The following is an 18,541-nucleotide window of genomic DNA, read 5'->3' on the forward strand; positions in this document are numbered from 1 at the left end:
AGGAGTCTTTGAATTTTCCTCCCTTTCTCCATTTTTATTTTTTATAATTAAAACAATTTTTGAACCGCATCTTTGACCAAATCTTCATCTGCAAGATAAGGAATGGTGATGTGGTCTGTACCTGCATGGAGACGGTTGTATTCGATCGCTGTTTCAATAGCATGATCGTTCCGTGCCCAGTTCCGACGAGCAACCCCTCCCATGGTATCCCATGAAATAGCAGACTTGATAATTTCATCGATCCGGTGGCTACCGTCTAGAACGAGACCAAATCCTCCGTTGATGGCTTTACCGATACCAGTACCACCACCATTGTGGAGAGCAACAAGGCTCATACCGCGAGCAGCGTTACCAGCGTAACATTGAACTGCCATATCGCAAGTAACGTTTGATCCATCTTTGATGTTGGATGTTTCACGGAATGGAGCATCTGTACCAGATACGTCGTGGTGGTCACGTCCAATCATGACAGGTCCGATCTTGCCTTGGCGAATGAGTTCGTTAAATTTCAAAGCAATGTTGACACGGCCCATACAATCTTGATAGAGGATACGAGCTTGAGTACCAACTACTAATTGGTTCTTTTCAGCATCGCGAATCCAGTTGTAGTTATCACGGTCTTGGTAGCGACGAGTTGGATCAATCGCTTCCATCGCTGCATGGTCAGTTGCAATCAAGTCTTCATGTTTACCGCTGAGGCAGACCCAACGGAATGGACCATAGCCATAGTCAAAGAGCATAGGTCCCATGATATCTTCTACATAAGATGGCCAAATGAAGCCGTCCTTGTCATCGAGACCATTCTTAGAAATTTCCTTGATGCCAGAGTCGTAAACAGATTTCATAAAGGCATTACCATAGTCGAAGAAGTAGGTGCCCTTAGCAGTCAAAGCTTTAATCACTGCGAAGTGACGAGCTAAGGTTTCATCGACGAGGCGGTGGAAGGTTTCTTTGTCTTCTGCCAACAAACGTGTCCGTTCTTCAAAGCTGATACCAACTGGACAATACCCACCATCGTAAACGTTGTGGCAAGAGGTTTGGTCAGACAAGAGATGAACATGAACTTGGTGTTCATTGACATATTCGAGCAAGTCTACGATATTACCATGGTAGGCAATCGAAGTTGATTCACCAGCTTCCAGCGCTGCTTGGGCCAATTTCACAGCTTCTTCTGCACTGTCTGTCACTTGGCTAATCCAGCCTTGAGAGTGACGGGTTTCGATACGAGAGAGGTCAACTTCTGCAACAATCGCAACAGCTTTTGCAATTTCAGCTGCTTTCCCTTGAGCGCCACTCATACCACCGAGACCAGATGAGATGAAGAGTTTACCAGTTAAGTCACCATCATCAGCAACGCCGAGTTTAAGACGTCCAGCGTTGAGAAGGGTGTTAAAGGTACCATGGACGATTCCTTGAGGACCGATATACATCCATCCACCTGCAGTCATCTGACCGTAGTTGGTAACGCCCATCTCTTCAGCGATTTCCCAATCGTGCATGTTGTCATACTCACCAATCAAAAGACCGTTGGTAATGATAACGCGAGGAGCTTCTGGTTTAGACTTGAAGAGGCCAAGAGGGTGACCAGATTCAACAACTAAGGTTTGGTCTTCTGTCATCACTTCCAAGTATTTCTTGATCAAGTTGTACTGCATCCAGTTAGCACAGACAGAACCTGTTTCTCCGTAAGTGACCAATTCATATGGATAAAGGGCAATTTCAAAGCTCAAGTTGTTATCGATCATGACCTGCATGGCCTTAGCAGCAGTGCATTTTCCTTTGTACTCATCAATTGGTTTTCCATAGATCCGATCTTTTGGACGGAAGCGGTAGCCATAAATCCGCCCGCGAGTTTTTAGTTCTTCTAAAAATTCTGGGATCAACTCTTGGTGGAATTTTTTAGGGATATAACGCAGAGCGTTTTTAAGGGCAATCTCAGTTTGAGCTTGCGTTAAGCGGAAGCCTCTATCAGGTGCACGACGGATGCCCTCTTGAAAAGTTGCCTTTTCAGGTAGGACATCAAAGTCAAGTTTGACAGACATAGCAGCTGCAATTTCTTTATCGTCTATAAATGACATAGTAGGAACCTCCTTATGTATAAACTATGAATTTATATTTTCTTTATTGTATCCAAGAAACGTCAATAAAGAGTCAAAAATAAATTTAATTTTTAATAAAGCAAAAAAAAATGAGGGGAAAACTTTTTGACTTTTTTTTGACGCTTTTTCTTTAGAATTGTAAAATGAATAATAATGGAAATAGAAAGGAATGTTTTCATATGTCTGCTGATGTACTATTAACCCACTTTAACCAGTTGTTTTGTCCAAATGATCTAGGCCATCCTCTTTATGGCAAGGAGATGGCAGATGCCCAAATTCTTTCGGATGCATATATTGCCATTAAAGATGGAAAGATTCTTGCAGTTGGAACAGGTCAACCAGATCCAGAATTGATTGACGACCATACGGAAGTGAAGTCTTGTGAAGGAAAAGTTGCGACCCCCGGTCTGATCGATTGCCACACCCACTTGGTCTATGGAGGTAGTCGTGAGCATGAGTTTGCTAAAAAGTTAGCGGGAGTTTCCTATTTAGATATTCTCGCTCAAGGCGGTGGAATTCTGAGCACTGTTCGAGCGACACGAGAAGCTTCATTTGAGAATCTTTATGACAAGTCTAAACGTCTTTTGGATTATATGTTGCGCCATGGGGTGACAACTGTTGAAGCTAAAAGTGGTTATGGGTTGGATTGGGAAACTGAAAAACGGCAATTAGATGTGGTAGCAGCCTTGAATCACGACCATGAAATCGATCTCGTTTCGACCTTTATGGCAGCTCACGCCATCCCGACAGAGTACAAGGGCCGTTCAAAGGAATATTTAGATCTCATCATTGATCAAATGCTTCCGAAGGTGAAAGAAGGCAATCTGGCTGAATTCTGTGACATCTTCTGTGAAAAAGGTGTCTTTACAGCAGATGAATCTCGCTACCTTCTGTCGAAAGCCAAGGAAATGGGCTTCAAATTAAGGATTCATGCGGATGAGATTGAGTCCATCGGTGGCGTGAATGTAGCGGCTGAATTGGAATCCACTAGTGCAGAACACTTGATGGTGATTACCGATGAAGGCATTCAGAAACTAGCAGCCGCTAAAGTCATCGGAAATCTTTTGCCGGCAACAACCTTCAGTCTAATGGAAGATACTTATGCACCGGCTCGTAAGATGTTGGATGCTGGTATGGCTATTACGCTAACGACTGACAGCAACCCAGGCTCTTGTCCGACAGCCAATCTTCAGTTTGCTATGCATCTAGGTTGCTTTATGATGCGTTTGACGCCAGTTGAGATTCTCAATGCAGTAACTATTAATGCAGCTTATTCAGTCGATCGTGCCAAAACCATTGGATCTTTGGATACTGGAAAACAGGCCGATATCACGATTTACGATGCACCAAATCTAGATTATCTCTTCTATTTCTTTGCGACCAACCTAGTGACAGATGTCTATAAAAATGGTAAAAAAGTGATTTGATCTTCGTGTTTCAAATGTGACCTAAATAGAAAAAAATCCCCTCATCAACTGATTCTGATGAGGGGATTTTAGTGCTGAGAAAAGTATTTCCAAAGGGAGTTGGAAAATATTTAAATGCCAACCTTGACATCTGGGAATCTCTCAGACACCTGTGCAAAAAGAGTGTAGAGTTGTTCTTCAGCGTTCTTCTTATTCTTAATGGCTAGGCGGTGCTGTTTCTTTGGTTTGTCCTTGCGGATGTAGCACAATTGGAAGATTGAGCGAGCAATCCCTGATTGACGAACTCGAGTGACATGTAAGTATAGTTGTTGAACCTCTCGTAAATCAATCGTTTGCGTTCCTCTGAAATAGGTAATCAAATGATTTTTGTACAAGATAACTTTTAAGTCTTGATTGTAGTAGCTGGCTTCATCAGACAGGCGGGACAGATCTCCTTGGAGTTCGGGATAGTTTTGGTGGAGTTCCTGATAGGAAGCAATGGTCCGTTTCCGAACGGAGAAGCTGGCTACGACCATTATGATAGAAAGTCCAGCAAGAGCAGCTGAACCAATTAAGAGGAATAAGGAGTCTTTGTTGTACTCTGTAAGGCTTAAGTAATAGCTGGTCGTCATATTAAGTGACACGACAGAAGTCGGGTCGAGAAGGGAATGGATGTAGTCGCTATAGCCGACAAGGCGACCGTTACGAGACGTATTTTTGCTATCCTTTGCCAAAGGGGCTAATTGCGTTCCCTTTAGTTGATAAGGATGGGTCTGCAGTTCTCCATTTTTTGCCTTATCAATGACCTCTTTAATCGTCGCATCGTCTTTTTTGGCTTCGATCCCTGCAAACTTACCATCGTTTTGGTTATCGTACTGGACGATATAGAGGACGTGGCCGTTGTCCACAGTTCCGACAGGTTCTCGTGTAATATCATAGACCTTCATCGTTACAGGGTCCCCAGACTTTTCTGCCTTCGCAAAGCTAGTAGAAGGGTTCTGGCGTCCCATCCATAATGAAAATACTAATCCTGCGAATGCAAGGAAGACAAGGGCAAGCACCAGACCTGACACAAATCCTTTATTGCGTTTTTCCTTTATCATACCGATCTCCTTTAGTTTGATACCTAAAGTATATCATGAAAGATTTTATGTGACAAGGAAATTTATAGATAGCTGATTTCAAAGGCTTTTCGAGCGGTCTAAGCAAAAATCTGTTTGTAAAATGATTGAAAAATGCTTTGATTTTAGAAGAGATTTGAAACTTTTTATAAAAAACTATATTTTTTTTAATTTTTTCTATATACAAAAAGCTAAATTATTGATAGAATAGAAAAGAATTGAATTAAATTTGGTTCGCGTTCGTTCTGTCTTCATGTTAGTGAAACAGAATGTTTATAACCTAAATACTTGCACTGGATTCTAATTCATCAGAATCATAGCTAGAATTTGAGAGGAGACAATATGACTGTTGATTTTAACAGCAAAGCTTACTTGGATAAAGTGGATGCGTGGTGGCGTGCAGCCAACTACATTTCGGCTGCTCAAATGTACTTGAAAGACAACCCATTGTTGAAACGTGAAGTGGTTGAAAACGACTTGAAGGCTCACCCAATCGGACACTGGGGAACTGTACCAGGACAAAACTTTATCTATGCTCACTTGAACCGTGCCATCAACAAATACGACTTGGATATGTTCTACATTGAAGGACCAGGTCATGGTGGACAAGTTATGGTGTCCAACTCTTACTTAGATGGTTCTTACACAGAATTGAATCCAAATATCCCACAAAATGAAGAAGGATTTAAACACCTATGTAAAATCTTCTCATTCCCAGGAGGGATTGCCTCTCACGCGGCGCCTGAAACACCAGGATCTATCCACGAAGGTGGAGAACTTGGTTATGCTCTTTCTCACGCAGCTGGAGCTGTTTTGGATAATCCAGATGTAATTGCTGCAACCGTAATCGGTGATGGCGAAGGAGAAACTGGTCCATTGATGGCTGGTTGGTTGGCTAATACCTTCTTGAACCCAGTTAACGATGGTGCTGTTCTTCCAATCTTCTACCTCAACGGTGGGAAGATCCACAACCCAACGATTTTCGAACGCAAAACAGACGAAGAATTGGCCCTCTTCTTTGAAGGTCTTGGATGGAAACCAATCTTTGCAGACGTAACGGCTATTTCTGACGACCACGAAGCAGCTCATGCTTTGTTTGCAGAAAAATTAGACGAAGCGATTGAAGAAATCAAGAAAGTCCAAGCAGAAGCTCGTAAAGGTTCTGCAGAAGAAGCAACTCAACCAGTATACCCTGTCTTGATTGCTCGTATTCCTAAAGGTTGGACTGGACCAAAAGCTTGGGAAGGAACACCAATCGAGGGTGGATTCCGTGCGCACCAAGTTCCAATCCCAGTAGATGCTCACCACATGGAGCATGTATATGCCCTTCTTTCATGGTTGGAATCTTACCGTCCAGCTGAATTGTTCGACGAAACTGGTAAACTAGTTCCTGAGATTGCTGAAATTGCACCAAAAGGTGACCGTCGCATGGCTATGAACCCAATCACAAACGCAGGTGTCATCAAACCAATGGACACTGCTGATTGGAAGAAACATGCCTTCAAGATTGAAACACCAGGTGCCATCATGGCGCAAGATATGATCGAGTTTGGTAAGTATGCAGCAGATCTTGTGGATGCGAACCCACATAACTTCCGTATCTTTGGACCAGATGAAACCAAATCAAACCGTCTTCAAGAAGTCTTCACTCGTACAAGCCGTCAATGGTTAGGACGTACGAAACCAGACTACGATGAAGCTTTGAGCCCTGCTGGACGTGTCATTGACTCTCAATTGTCAGAGCATCAAGCAGAAGGAATGCTGGAAGGATATGTCTTGACAGGTCGTCATGGATTCTTCGCTTCTTACGAATCATTCCTTCGTGTCGTAGACTCTATGATTACTCAACACTTCAAATGGTTGCGTAAATCTAAGACTCACACGACATGGCGTAAAAACTACCCTGCCTTGAACTTGATTGCGACTTCAACAGTTTTCCAACAAGACCACAATGGCTACACTCACCAAGATCCAGGTATCTTGACTCACTTGGCTGAGAAAACTCCTGAATATATCCGTGAATACTTGCCAGCAGATACCAATAGCTTGCTTGCAGTGATGGATAAAGCCTTCAAGGCAGAAGACAAGGTAAACTTGATCGTTACTTCAAAACACCCACGTCCTCAATTCTACTCAGCTGATGAGGCAGAAGAATTGGTTCGTGAAGGATACAAGGTGATCGATTGGGCATCAACTGTGTCAGCAGATGAAGAGCCTGATCTTGTCATTGCAGCTGCAGGTACAGAGCCAAACTTAGAAGCTCTTGCAGCCATTACAATCTTGCACAAGGCCTTCCCAGAATTGAAGATCCGCTTTGTCAATGTGGTAGATATCTTGAAATTGCGTCACCCATCCGTCGATGCGCGTGGACTTTCAGATGAAGAGTTCGACAAAGTCTTCACAACTGATAAACCAGTAATCTTTGCCTTCCACGGTTACGAAGGTATGATCCGTGACATCTTCTTTAACCGTCACAACCATAACCTTCGTGTACATGGTTACCGTGAAAACGGAGATATCACAACACCATTCGATATGCGTGTCATGTCTGAATTGGATCGCTTCCACTTGGCACAAGATGCAGCCAATGCAGCTCTTGGAGCAGAAGCAGCTGAATTCGCAGCTCAAATGGACGAAACAATTGCCTTCCACAATGCTTACATCCGTGAACATGGTGATGATATTCCAGAAGTACACAACTGGAAATGGGAAAACGTAAATAAATAAGTTTATTCCAAAAGAAATCAGAAGTTATTCTGGTTTCTTTTTTTTGTTCCTTTTTAATGAAAGAAACTTTGTCTGAGGAATTCCCCTTGGCAAGAAAAGATTCTTCAATAATGGATAGAGAAATCTGACAAAATCAATAAGATAGTATATTTTTTTAGATTTTGCTAGATTGCATTGACTTTGCATAAGATAAGGACTAAAATATAGGTGCGGAAACCGCTTACAAAAAATAAAGGAGGTCTGGTTATGGGAAGCGACAGACAACAACGTTTTTCTTTACGAAAATATGCAGTCGGCTTAGTATCAGTACTTGTCGGATGCTTTTTTTGTGGGGTGACTGTTTCAGCCCAGGAGCAGGAAGGGCAGGCAGATGTACCCGCTCTTGTAGTCAAGGAAGAAAGTCAGGAGGTGAATTCGACAGTCGGACAGGACAAAGGTTTGGACGGAGCTCATGCAACTGATGTAGTTAAGGAGGAGTCTTCCTCACAAGAGCAAGCTAAGCCTGATGCTAAGGACCAATCCAAGCAATCACAAACTACCTCTTCAGCTACTAGCGATCCTTCAAACGAGAACTCAAAAGAAGCGAAGACCTTGTCAGCTTCTGTTATGGCAAGTCCAACAGCTGATCCTGAGCTTGCTACGAAGGACACTCCCAAGGAAGGAACGAAAGAAACTCTAGAGGATTCAAGTCCAGTCGAGGTCCTAGTTCGTCTGAAAGAAAAAGTTTCTGATGGGGTTGGAGAATCATCACCAGTCTCAAAAGAAGCGCGTATCGAACAAACCAACCAAGATCATGAACAATTTTTGAAAGAACTCAAAAAGCAATCCATTCAGTTCAAAAAATTGTATGACGTTAACTTGCTTTTTAACGGCTTAGCTCTTGAAACGACCTATGGAGATGCTAAAAAGATTCGGGGACTAGCACGTGTAGATGCCCTAGATTATGCTCCACTAGGTCGGATCAGAGTGGAGGAAAACCAGCCTGCTCCTGCATCGCCCGTTTCAACTACGACCAAGGTCAGTGAAGAAAATAGTCTGATTAATTTACAGCCACTCTGGGATAAGGGGATCAAGGGTCAAGGTCAGGTTGTAGCGGTCATCGATTCGGGGGTCGACCCTGCCCACGATATTTTCCGTCTAACAGATATCAGCAAGGCCAAGTACAAGAGTGAAGCGGAAATTGAAGAGGCTAAGAAGAAGGCCGGCATCACTTACGGTAAATGGTACAACAATAAAGTCGTCTACGTTCACAACTATAGTGATATGGATGACAATGTTAAAGAAGATGATCCAATCTCTCACGGTGCCCACGTAGCTGGAACCGCTGTGGGAAATGCCTCTCAACCATCCCCAAATGGTGAGATTATCCGAGGTGTCGCTCCCGAAGCCCAGCTTATGTTTTTGCGTGTTTTCTCAGACACCAAGGGCGGTCAGGTGCAAAATTTCATCTATACCAAGGCAGTGGAAGACGCCGTCAAATTAGGGGCTGATTCCATCAACATGAGTTTGGGAACCGCATCAGGCTCGATTTATGATGTAGGAGAAATCACGCGCCAGGCCTTTGAGGCAGCGAGAAAGGCGGGAGTGACCATTACAGTTGCCTCTACCAATATGGCGACCAATGGCTTCTGGCACAGCAAACCACTTGCAAGCACACCGGATTATGGGATGACAGGAACCCCATCCGTCAACCCAAATGTCATCTCAGTCGCGTCTATTAATAGTCTCACCAAGCATGAGTCGACAGAAGCAAGCCTGACCGTAGAAGCCTTAAAAGGTTCCGTGGACTTTCCTGATGGCAAGATTCCGATGCACTCCTTTGTAGAACGTGACGCTTTTCGGACAACCATCCCTCAAAGCTATCTCCATGTGGAAAAGGGAGGAATCGACCACTACCAAGCTGATAGTATCAATGGGCACTTAGTCCTTACGGAGCGAGGTGGGGAAGTTTCGGATGTGGATAAGGTCAAAGAGCTGAAAAGAGCAGGTGCTACAGGGGTGATATTCTACCAGACTAAGGAGCAGGGCAATAATCCTGTAGGCTTTGACTTAGAAGGACTGGGGGAACGATTCCCAGTTGGGGTTATTGGCCACGATGCTGGAAGTGTCTTAGCTCAACATGCCAAGGACTACCAGCTCCATATTGCCAACAAATTCAAACGGGCTCCGTACGACGCAGCCAATCAATTATCCGACTTCTCCTCTTGGGGGCTGTCAGCTGATGGCGACCTCAAACCGGATGTCACTCTTCCAGGAGGGATGATCTACTCATCTGTTAATAATGGAGAGTACTATATGGATAGGGGGACCAGTATGGCCTCTCCTCATGCAGCGGGTGCCACTGCGCTGGTGAAACAAGCCCTGAAGGAGCGCTTCCCTCATCTCAGTCCAGAACAGTTACAAGTTCTTGTCAAACAGATGACCATGAGTACAGCTGTCCCGCATGTGGATGAGGAAACACATGCCTATTCCTCTGTTCGTCAGCAAGGAGCAGGGGTCATGGATGTCACAGCTGCAGCTCTAGGAGATCTCTATGTGACTGCAAAAGATGCTAAAAGTAGTCTGACACTAGGCAATGTCACAGATACTTTTGAGTTTGACGTGACCATCCACAATCTTTCCAATCAAGAGAAGTCTCTTCGTTATGAAACGACCCTTCAGACAGACCAAGTTCAAGATGGTAAATTCACCCTTCATCCTCGGCTATTAGAAACCATAGATGGCAAGGAAACCATTACTGTTCCAGCCAATGGTCAGCGGACCATCCATGTAACGGTTGATGCGAGCAAGTACAAGGAAGAGCTCAGCAAGCAAATGCCAAATGGTTATTTCTTAGAAGGTTATGTACTGGTCAAAGATGCCGGCACCCAAAAACATCTGGTCAGCCTCCCTTATGTTGGCTTCCATGGAGATTACCAAAATCTGCGTGGCATTGAAAAGCCTATCTACGAATATACAGGTAGCGACAAGCCATTTTACTACTACAAGGATAAGACCGATTATCCAGATGAAAAGGTCCCAGAAACGCCAGAGCGTCATCCAGACAATCACTTTACCTCTTTGATTAGTTATGTCTATGAAAATGGAGAATCCGTAGCTAAAACTCTTGGTCAGGATGGGGATCGCTTTGACGGGGATCAACTCTACTTCTCTCCGAACAACGATTCCAACTTTGATAGTGTCAAGGTAAAAGCCGTCATGCTTCGCAATGTTGAAAATGTCCACCTATCAGTCTACAAGAAGGATGACACAGCTCGTAGCAACCCAATTTACGAGGTTGGAAATGAAGTCCACCGTAAGACGGACTGGAGTTACCGGATTGGGAATCGTAGCGAAGAGTTTTATGAAATCTCTTGGGAAGGCTTGGACAAAGACGGCAAGCAATTACCAGATGGGGAATACCAATTTGTGATCACCTACCGTCCAACTGCTTCAGGGGCCAAGCAACAAGAGCTTAACTTCAAGGTTAAGATTGACAATACGGCTCCAAGCATCGAGTCTGGAAGTGCTCAGTACGATCCAGCAACACGGATTTTCCGACCAGGTAAGGTGATCGAAACTGGTAGTGGACTAGCAGGGACTTATCTGTCCTACGTCAAAAATGGGGAAACCGTGGCCTTGGAACCCCAAGAGGACGGTAGCTATCTGCTTCCGGAAGAGGTGGACCCTTCTACTGTTCGCTATACCATCTGGGATAAGGTCTACAATACCACTGAGATGGACATCGAAGGAAAGAAAGTAGAGGCAACGACTTCGACGAATGAAGCCAGTTCAGATGAACAACCAGGCGAGACAGAGACTGAAAAACCAAAGGCTGAAAAGAGCACCTTGGAGGTGGTCTTCACAGATAGCAGCGGAGAAGTCATTTCGTATTATCCATCCGTCGTTCGTTACCAGGTAGTGGATGACCAAGGCCGTGTAGTAGAAGGAGAGTTCAATGCGTCCTACAATGCTGGCACCTTCCCAGACTTACCTTTTGGCACTTATACAGTGAAAATCACCTTATCTGATTACCATTATGATTGGGGAACAGAACTAGTGAAGAAGGTGACGGTTTCAGCCGAAAATCCACATCCGAAAGTGACCTTTGCCTTCCATTATTTAGATGAAAACAAACTCACTATTGGATTTGATCAGCCGGTTCCGACAGGAACAGTCGTAAAAGTGGTGGGGAATGATGGTATCAGTCGCCTTCTCCCACAAAGTATCTATGATTTGAAACGCTTTGAGACCATGCTGATGAACGGCTCCTATCGTGTTCATGTAGATCTCCCAGCGGGGTATCGTGCATCGGAAAATGATTTCCTTTATGAAGTGAGCAATCAAATCAATTTCCACCTTCTTTCTTTGGTCAAAGCTAGCCCAGAAGAGTATGGTGGAGCGATTGTGGCGCCATGGATTCAACCAGAAAATCCGACGCTAGAGTTACCGGAAACTCCAGTGACACCAGACCAACCAACTACACCTGAAACGAAAGAAGTTGCAACAAACAAACCAGTCGCTGTTACCTATCATACAGGTGGCCAAGCAGAAGTGGCTGCTTCAATGCCAACAACTAGCCTTCCAAAAACAGGTCAAGATGAATTGGTTTCAACAGTCCTTAGCCTCTTTGGTATGACCTCACTAGCTTTGGCAGGCTTTGTAGCTAGCAAAAAACGAGAAGGCTAACTGGGGATAGCAAGTAAACAAACTGTTTTTGCATAAAAATTAAATGATTCTGCAATAGATATCATTTACTCCTTACAGGGACTTTTCGCCGTGAGAAAAGTGAGAGTGGGACATAAATCGGTAATTCGTTAGAATTCGATTTCGTCGTCCCACCTCCGCACAGTTGAGTAGGGCTGTAAAAGCTGATGAAATCAGCGTAGTAGAGACCACTCAACCACTGCGTCATGCTCGACAATCCAAAAATAATTGAGAGGCTAGGACTTTTGTCCCAGCCTCACTCGGGAGTTTTGAACCTAAGGTTTCAAAACTAATTGAACACGGGCTGCGGATTGTGTCAAAAAGATAAGTTTTCCTAGAATCAAAAGATTCTTCGTCAAACTTCCTATTTTGACTTTATCCGCGAACGCCCTTTGTATCTTGGATAAGTCATGGAACTTTGAAGAAGTTCGCTGACGTCCGTTCTCACCTAAGGAAAGTTTCTCAGAAGACTTTGACTTCAAACTAAAACGTCCGTTCTATAAAGAAACGGACGTTTTTGATCTTAAGCTACTTTCTCCACCCAGACACTGCGGACAAAGAAGATGCTGATGAGGGCAAGGGCTAGGAAGATCCCTGCAACATAATAGTAGGGTTGATCGAGAGTTGTTGAACGACCAGAGAGGTTAACAATACCTCGGTAGAGTGCTCCAGCAGTTGCCGTGGCAACAGCTGAGTTCCAAAGATTAAGAGTGATTCGAGAGAGGCCTTTTACCACTAGTTGCAGAGCCACTAGCAGGGCACCACCGATCAAAGGAATCAAGAAGAGGTAGTGCATGAAGGCAGAGGTTTCGCCAAAACTAAAGTGTTCGTAGATGCGACTTCCGACAAAGAAGAATGCTGAGATTAGAGTGTACCAGAGGATGGTCTTTTTCACTCGTTGTTTAATAGGATTAGTAACCGATGTAGACAATGTCACTCACCGCCCTTTCTGAGATAGTACCATTTGTTGTTGGTTTGTTAATAACTTGGCCATTGAAGTAAAGTGTAGAAGATCCACCCCCGTCTAGGTTGTAGGCTGTTTTAACGCCATAAGACTTCATCACTTCCGCTAATTGGTAGAGAGACAGGCCTTCACTCTCTGAAGTCCGTCCGTCTGACACTACGATAATGTAGTGGTTTTCATCGATGATCCCAATGGCTGTCCGTGGATTAGACGCCATGGATTGTCCTACCTCTGAGTTCGTATCGACTGTAATTTCTCCATCTTCAACCAAGGAAGGTCCGAAGGCAAGGAGATTAACAACCCCGTCTTTGACCAACTGATCCGCAGAGATTTCATCTTCGTAGATAACCTTGAAGGAACCATCTTTATAAATCGCCAGGTCGCCATTGCTAGAGTCTTCGCGAACCGTATCACGGTAGACCACTCCATTTCGGATGACATAGCCGGTGATATTAGCTCCGTAGTAGTCTCCATTGACGGCTAGAATGGCATTGTTCTCAGCTGCAGTGACGGAAGTTTTAGCCGTCACGTTTGTTCCGTAAGTATTTTGTGCAAAGGCTGTTTTTAGATAGTCAGAAGAGCTAACCGTAATATCTGCAATGTAAACTTGAGTGTTTTCAACTGTTTTTTCTGTCAGGCTTACCTGGATATTGTCATCGGAGTAACTAGTATCCGTAGTAGTAGCAGTTGCGGCAGCTTGTTCAGCTGCCTTGGTATCAGTGGTCGTAGCTTTGACTGTTTGGATAGCATCGGATAAGATAAAGGTCTTGAGCATAGAATAGCTGAAGGAGCTTGTTAGCAGGATGCCGAAACAAGCAGCATAGGTATAAGATTTTTTAAAGAATTTCATGAGTAGGTGCAATCCTTTCCTTGAAAATGATTTTTTTCTGAATCAACCATGAGACGACGAAGAGCAAGAGTCCGACGATCACTTTGCTGAGGAGCAAATGGAGACCAAAGCTTGTATAGAAAAGTCGAATCAAGAGGGTATCGAGAATAAAGAGTCCAATCGCAAGTCCCAAGTAACCACTTCCGGTTCGAGCCACGCTGTCTTTGTTCTTAAAGACTAGACGTTTGTTGGTTGAGTAGTTAAAGATGGAGCTGGCTACACGAGCGATCCCGTTTGCAAGGAGGATCCGAAGACTAATCGGCACAGCCATCATCACGAAAAGGAAGAAGGCATAGACCAGGTAATCCACGATAAAGCTACTGAGGGAAGAGAGGGCGAACTTGAACATGTCCTTGTAGATCATGAGACCGTCGCGAATAGGACGGAAGTGGGACCCTTCATTGTCATTGATATAAACTGTTTCAATCGGAACTTCCAAGATGGGAAAGGCCTTGCTAGCTGCAAGAAGCACATTCATTTCGTACTCATACCGTTGTCCCTCGATATCTAACATAAAGGGGATCATGTTGGTTGTAAAGGCTCGAAGGCCAGTCTGAGTATCTGTCACAGCGACCCCTGTTTGTTGCTTGAACAAGAATCGGGTCAATTTATTTCCGAAAGCAGAACGCAAAGGAACCTTGCCTGAAAAGGCGCGTGCCCCTAGAACCAATTGGTTGGGATTTTCTTGTGCTTGATTGGCTACGCGGAAGATATCCCAAACCTTATGTTGGCCATCGGCATCGGCAGTGATGACTGTTCCGTATTGCCCTTGCTCTTGAATGTAGGTGTAGGCTGTTTTGAGAGCCCCTCCTTTTCCAAGGTTGGTTTCGTGGTGAATGACTGTAGCTAGTCCGTCTAACTTTTCAAAAATCGCTTGGCAGTCCTCAGAGCTACCGTCGTCCACAACGATAATGGAGAAGTCACATTTTTCTCTCAGTTTTTTTACCAGTTTGAGAAGTTTTTGATCGGGTTGATAAGCGGGGATGACTAAATAATTCATAACCGTTCCTCGTTTCTTGTTTGTGATGAAGTTAGTATAACGGCCCTTTCTTAAAGCTAACTGATATCAGTTTTCTTTAAGGAAAGGGAGAGAGAACATACTAAATCTAGTGATAATTCAAAGTTTAAAAGGACTTTTTTGGGAAAATTAATTATTGTATAATGTTAATAAATAGTTTTTAGGAGAAAAAGAGTGAGATTGAAAAAACAATGGAAATGGGAAATGTGGCATATTCATGCCATTGTAGCGATTACAGTCGTGTTAACCCTTTTTGTCTGCATGTTTGTTTATCGCATAATTAAAGAACAGGAAAATAGAAGGACTAATGAGGAGTCCGTCCATAAACATATTGAAATGAGTGATGGTCGTTATTTACAGGGAGCATCTGCTTTAGCTATGAAGGTTTTTGATAATCTTAGCAAAGAGGAGTTTTAATAGTGGAAAGATTAAATCATCAAAAAGATCATCTAAAAAAGGCTCTTTTGTGTTGTAAAAGATACCAAGTGTTTCAAAAACTTGCTGTATTTATACTCGTATTTGGTATTTTTTGTTATGTAGGGATAAAAAATATTGAAAGTCGAGCAAATGCCTATCTCCAAGCAAGGGACTTTAAAGGTAAGCTAAAAGTGACTGGAATCAATCCCTTTTCAGCTAATTGGAATTTCTATAGAGTGAAAGTTAACTATATTTACTCAGAAACAGTTAATGGAAGACAATATCAAATCCCAATTGTAAGGGAACATCAACCTAGCGAACTACTTTTTCCTTTTGTACCTGGTGATGAATGGTATTTGGGAAGAAAAGATACTGTATCGATATTTGCTGATTTTTCTATTTTTACGGAGGAGAATATAGAAAAGAATTATGGACCGATTGTGTATCAAGCATTAGAAAGTCAAAAAGATTTCAAACCTATTGAGAAAAAATACCAAATAGCTTTCGAGAAGGATCCTACATTTAAGCAGGCGAAAGTAAAGTTAAAACTTATTTTTGATTCGCGATTATATCCTACAAAGGTTTTTGTATGGTTAGGAACAGAAATGAAAAATAATATCCAAAAAGGGCAAACCGCTTTTGGAGGAGCAGGAGCCCTTAAGGTAGAGGAGGCAATAAAAGAGAACCTTCTATACGTGGATATTTCATTTCCAGAAAAAGAGAATCCTTCTTTGGATATTGAGAAAATGAAAGAAGAGCTAATTATGCTCAATGAAAAGACCCCCTTACCAGATGGTTTATACCGAATAAATGGTAATTTTAATGGTCTTATATTGAAAAATGGAGAAATAATAGAGGAGCGTTATTAATTGTGCAAGAAAAAAATCAAAATAAGTTTGCCATCTGGAAAAGCTGGGAATGGTTTTTACTTATTATTTATTTAATTTTGCTTTACTGGGTTCCGTTTATGACCTTAGATGATCGATATGGATCTTTTCCGAATGGAATTCTCATAAACGATGTCTCGAAAATGAATGAATTAATAAACCATCAGTTAATGCTTCGCGTCTTTTCTGATCTTATTTTAGGAACCTTGTTTTTTGTGATACTAAGCAGAAGATATTTTCTAACAATAGAAAGAACCTTTGCGTCCAATCTATTTCCTTTTGTCTTATCAATCGTTAATCTGGTAATTGTATTTTACTTAAAAGAAACACTATTAATACTAAACTATGGTGTGGATGCAGGAGTATCATTTTATTTGATGGAAGCCATGACGGCCTTGTTCATCGTATATTATTATCGAAATCTTCGACGTTGTATCTTAAAACAGAAAACCAATATTTGATCTTCTTGTTATTTTTTAAATCATATAGATAATACTTGCCTTCTATCTCGAAGTCTGGTATAATAGTTTCTTGTGAGCAAACCTCACTTACCCCTTGCAAAGACTTGGGGTCATTAGACCAAAAGGAGGAACATATCAATGGCTAAATACGAAATTCTTTATATTATTCGTCCAAACATTGAAGAAGAAGCTAAAAACGCTTTGGTAGCACGCTTTGACTCTATCTTGACTGACAACGGTGCAACTGTTGTTGAATCAAAAGATTGGGAAAAACGTCGTCTTGCATACGAAATCCAAGATTTCCGTGAAGGACTTTACCACATCGTAAACGTTGAAGCGAACGACGATGCAGCTCTTAACGAGTTCGACCGTCTTTCAAAAATCAACGGTGACATTCTTCGTCACATGATCGTAAAAGTTGACGCGTAAGCCCTAACGAATAAAGAAGGTGACTAATGATTAACAATGTTGTACTTGTAGGTCGTATGACTCGAGATGCTGAACTTCGTTATACCCCTCAAAATCAGGCTGTTGCGACATTCTCACTCGCGGTTAACCGTAATTTTAAAAACCAAAATGGTGAACGAGATGCAGACTTTATCAACTGTGTGATTTGGCGTCAACAAGCTGAAAATTTAGCAAATTGGGCTAAAAAGGGTGCCTTAGTTGGGATTACAGGTCGTATCCAGACTCGTAATTATGAGAATCAGCAAGGTCAACGTGTTTATGTCACTGAAGTCGTAGCGGACAGCTTCCAATTGTTGGAAAGCCGCGCGAATCGTGAAGGACAAGCAGGTGGTGGTTATGCTTCAGCTGGAGGATTTGTAGGAAATGCAGCTCCAAGCTTTGGAGGATCTGAACCATCAAACGCAACACCAAACTTTGGACGTGATGACAATCCATTCGGAGCTAATCCAATGGACATCTCGGATGACGATCTACCATTCTAAGAATGGGTTTAACGAATTAAAACTATAAAGGAGAAATAAACATGGCTCAACAACGTCGTGGCGGATTCAAACGCCGTAAAAAAGTTGATTACATCGCAGCAAACAAAATTGAATATGTTGATTACAAAGATACTGAGCTTCTTAGCCGTTTCGTTTCAGAACGTGGGAAAATCCTTCCTCGTCGTGTAACTGGAACTTCAGCGAAGAACCAACGTAAAGTAACAACAGCTATCAAACGCGCTCGCGTAATGGCTTTGATGCCTTTCGTAAACGAAGATTAAAGAAAAGACCCTTACGGGTCTTTTTTTCAGGTCCGGGTGGCCCTCTTTGCCCTTTCCCAAGCTCTAATTATGCTATAATGAGGGGGAGAAAGGTATCAAGGAGCGCAACATGAAGGAAGGTGTAATCATCAGGAGGATGATAAAGGCAGATATTGAGCACATCTCTCAAGCCTTTATCCACCAAGGGTGGCCAGGTAGAGAGGATATCTTGACTAGCTATTTTCAAGAGCAGGAGAATAGAGAGAGGGACGTATTAGTAGCTGAGTCGGATGGATTTGTGGCAGGTTATATCACTATATTGCCTGCTGCTAAGCACGGCCCTTTCGTGGGAGTCTATCCTGAACTATCTGATTTTAATGTTTTTGAACCATTTAGAAATCGAGGGATTGGGAATCAACTCTTAGAGGAGGCAGAAAAAAGAGTCCGGCTACTATCAGAGATTGTTACTTTAGGGGTTGGTTTACACTCGGGTTATGGCCCAGCTCAAAGACTGTATGTCAAACGGGGCTATATCCCAGATAGATCTGGAGTTTGGTTTAGGGATCAGCCCTTGGATCCTTACAGTTCTTGTGAAAACAATGATGACTTAGTCCTCTATTTTTCAAAAAGGTTGAACAGGAAAATACAGTAAAACA

At 42.8% G+C, this 18,541-nt stretch carries 15 protein-coding genes; 10 read left to right on the forward strand and 5 right to left on the reverse strand.

Annotated features, from left to right (window positions below; translation table 11 throughout):
• Window positions 1-47 precede the first annotated feature (47 nt).
• Window positions 48-2,078: a urocanate hydratase gene (locus LXO72_RS00185; protein WP_233331181.1), complete on the reverse strand. Its 2,031-nt coding sequence runs from the start codon at window positions 2,076-2,078 to the stop codon at window positions 48-50.
• 200 nt (window positions 2,079-2,278) lie between these two features.
• On the opposite strand from LXO72_RS00185, the gene hutI reads away from it, so the two are divergent.
• A complete protein-coding gene (gene hutI / locus LXO72_RS00190; protein WP_233331182.1) occupies window positions 2,279-3,526 on the forward strand; it encodes an imidazolonepropionase in 1,248 nt (415 codons plus the stop codon).
• A 110-nt stretch (window positions 3,527-3,636) separates the two neighbouring features.
• Here hutI and LXO72_RS00195 read toward each other — a convergent pair whose 3' ends face one another.
• Window positions 3,637-4,608 (reverse strand): hypothetical protein, encoded by a 972-nt coding sequence (locus LXO72_RS00195; protein ID WP_233331183.1) that lies wholly within the window; start codon window positions 4,606-4,608, stop codon window positions 3,637-3,639.
• Window positions 4,609-4,968: 360 nt separating this feature from the next.
• Between LXO72_RS00195 and LXO72_RS00200 the strand changes: the two genes are divergently transcribed.
• Together LXO72_RS00200 and LXO72_RS00205 are read left to right on the forward strand one after the other, a co-directional pair.
• Window positions 4,969-7,353 (forward strand): phosphoketolase family protein, encoded by a 2,385-nt coding sequence (locus LXO72_RS00200; protein ID WP_233331184.1) that lies wholly within the window; start codon window positions 4,969-4,971, stop codon window positions 7,351-7,353.
• 246 nt (window positions 7,354-7,599) lie between these two features.
• A complete protein-coding gene (locus tag LXO72_RS00205) occupies window positions 7,600-12,021 on the forward strand; it encodes an SGO_0316/SGO_0317 family LPXTG-anchored serine peptidase (protein WP_233331185.1) in 4,422 nt (1,473 codons plus the stop codon).
• A gap of 541 nt (window positions 12,022-12,562) precedes the next feature.
• On the opposite strand, the gene LXO72_RS00210 is transcribed toward LXO72_RS00205, so the two are convergent.
• The 3 genes from LXO72_RS00210 to LXO72_RS00220 are packed head-to-tail and all read right to left on the reverse strand — an operon-like array spanning window position 12,563 to window position 14,892.
• Window positions 12,563-12,970: a hypothetical protein gene (locus LXO72_RS00210; protein ID WP_233331186.1), complete on the reverse strand. Its 408-nt coding sequence runs from the start codon at window positions 12,968-12,970 to the stop codon at window positions 12,563-12,565.
• Window positions 12,951-13,853, reverse strand: coding sequence for a phosphodiester glycosidase family protein (locus LXO72_RS00215; RefSeq protein ID WP_233331187.1), 903 nt, complete (start codon window positions 13,851-13,853; stop codon window positions 12,951-12,953). The genes LXO72_RS00210 and LXO72_RS00215 overlap by 20 nt, the downstream gene beginning before the upstream one ends.
• The gene (locus LXO72_RS00220) at window positions 13,840-14,892 is read right to left on the reverse strand and encodes a bifunctional glycosyltransferase family 2/GtrA family protein (protein ID WP_233331188.1); all 1,053 of its coding nucleotides are present in this window, start codon (window positions 14,890-14,892) and stop codon (window positions 13,840-13,842) included. The genes LXO72_RS00215 and LXO72_RS00220 overlap by 14 nt, the downstream gene beginning before the upstream one ends.
• Before the next feature lie 192 nt (window positions 14,893-15,084).
• Between LXO72_RS00220 and LXO72_RS00225 the strand changes: the two genes are divergently transcribed.
• The 7 genes from LXO72_RS00225 to LXO72_RS00255 all read left to right on the forward strand — a co-directional run bounded on the left by LXO72_RS00225 (window position 15,085) and on the right by LXO72_RS00255 (window position 18,537).
• Window positions 15,085-15,327 carry a hypothetical protein gene (locus tag LXO72_RS00225; protein WP_233331189.1) on the forward strand — a complete coding sequence of 81 codons (243 nt, stop codon included), beginning with the start codon at window positions 15,085-15,087 and terminating at the stop codon, window positions 15,325-15,327.
• Between the two features lie 2 nt (window positions 15,328-15,329).
• Window positions 15,330-16,196: a hypothetical protein gene (locus LXO72_RS00230; RefSeq protein ID WP_233331190.1), complete on the forward strand. Its 867-nt coding sequence runs from the start codon at window positions 15,330-15,332 to the stop codon at window positions 16,194-16,196.
• A gap of 2 nt (window positions 16,197-16,198) precedes the next feature.
• Entirely contained in the window at window positions 16,199-16,675 is a 477-nt protein-coding gene (locus LXO72_RS00235; RefSeq protein ID WP_154857419.1) for a hypothetical protein, read from the forward strand.
• Between the two features lie 138 nt (window positions 16,676-16,813).
• Window positions 16,814-17,104, forward strand: coding sequence for a 30S ribosomal protein S6 (gene rpsF, locus LXO72_RS00240; RefSeq protein ID WP_006595679.1), 291 nt, complete (start codon window positions 16,814-16,816; stop codon window positions 17,102-17,104).
• A 26-nt stretch (window positions 17,105-17,130) separates the two neighbouring features.
• On the forward strand, window positions 17,131-17,625 hold the full coding sequence (locus LXO72_RS00245; protein WP_195347701.1) for a single-stranded DNA-binding protein: 495 nt from the start codon (window positions 17,131-17,133) through the stop codon (window positions 17,623-17,625).
• A 41-nt stretch (window positions 17,626-17,666) separates the two neighbouring features.
• Window positions 17,667-17,906 (forward strand): 30S ribosomal protein S18, encoded by a 240-nt coding sequence (gene rpsR, locus LXO72_RS00250; protein ID WP_000068664.1) that lies wholly within the window; start codon window positions 17,667-17,669, stop codon window positions 17,904-17,906.
• 109 nt (window positions 17,907-18,015) lie between these two features.
• Window positions 18,016-18,537 carry a GNAT family N-acetyltransferase gene (locus LXO72_RS00255; RefSeq protein WP_233331191.1) on the forward strand — a complete coding sequence of 174 codons (522 nt, stop codon included), beginning with the start codon at window positions 18,016-18,018 and terminating at the stop codon, window positions 18,535-18,537.
• Window positions 18,538-18,541: the final 4 nt, after the last annotated feature.

It is taken from the genome of Streptococcus sp. XMC, assembly GCF_021341835.1.
Taxonomy (GTDB): Bacteria; Bacillota; Bacilli; order Lactobacillales; family Streptococcaceae; genus Streptococcus.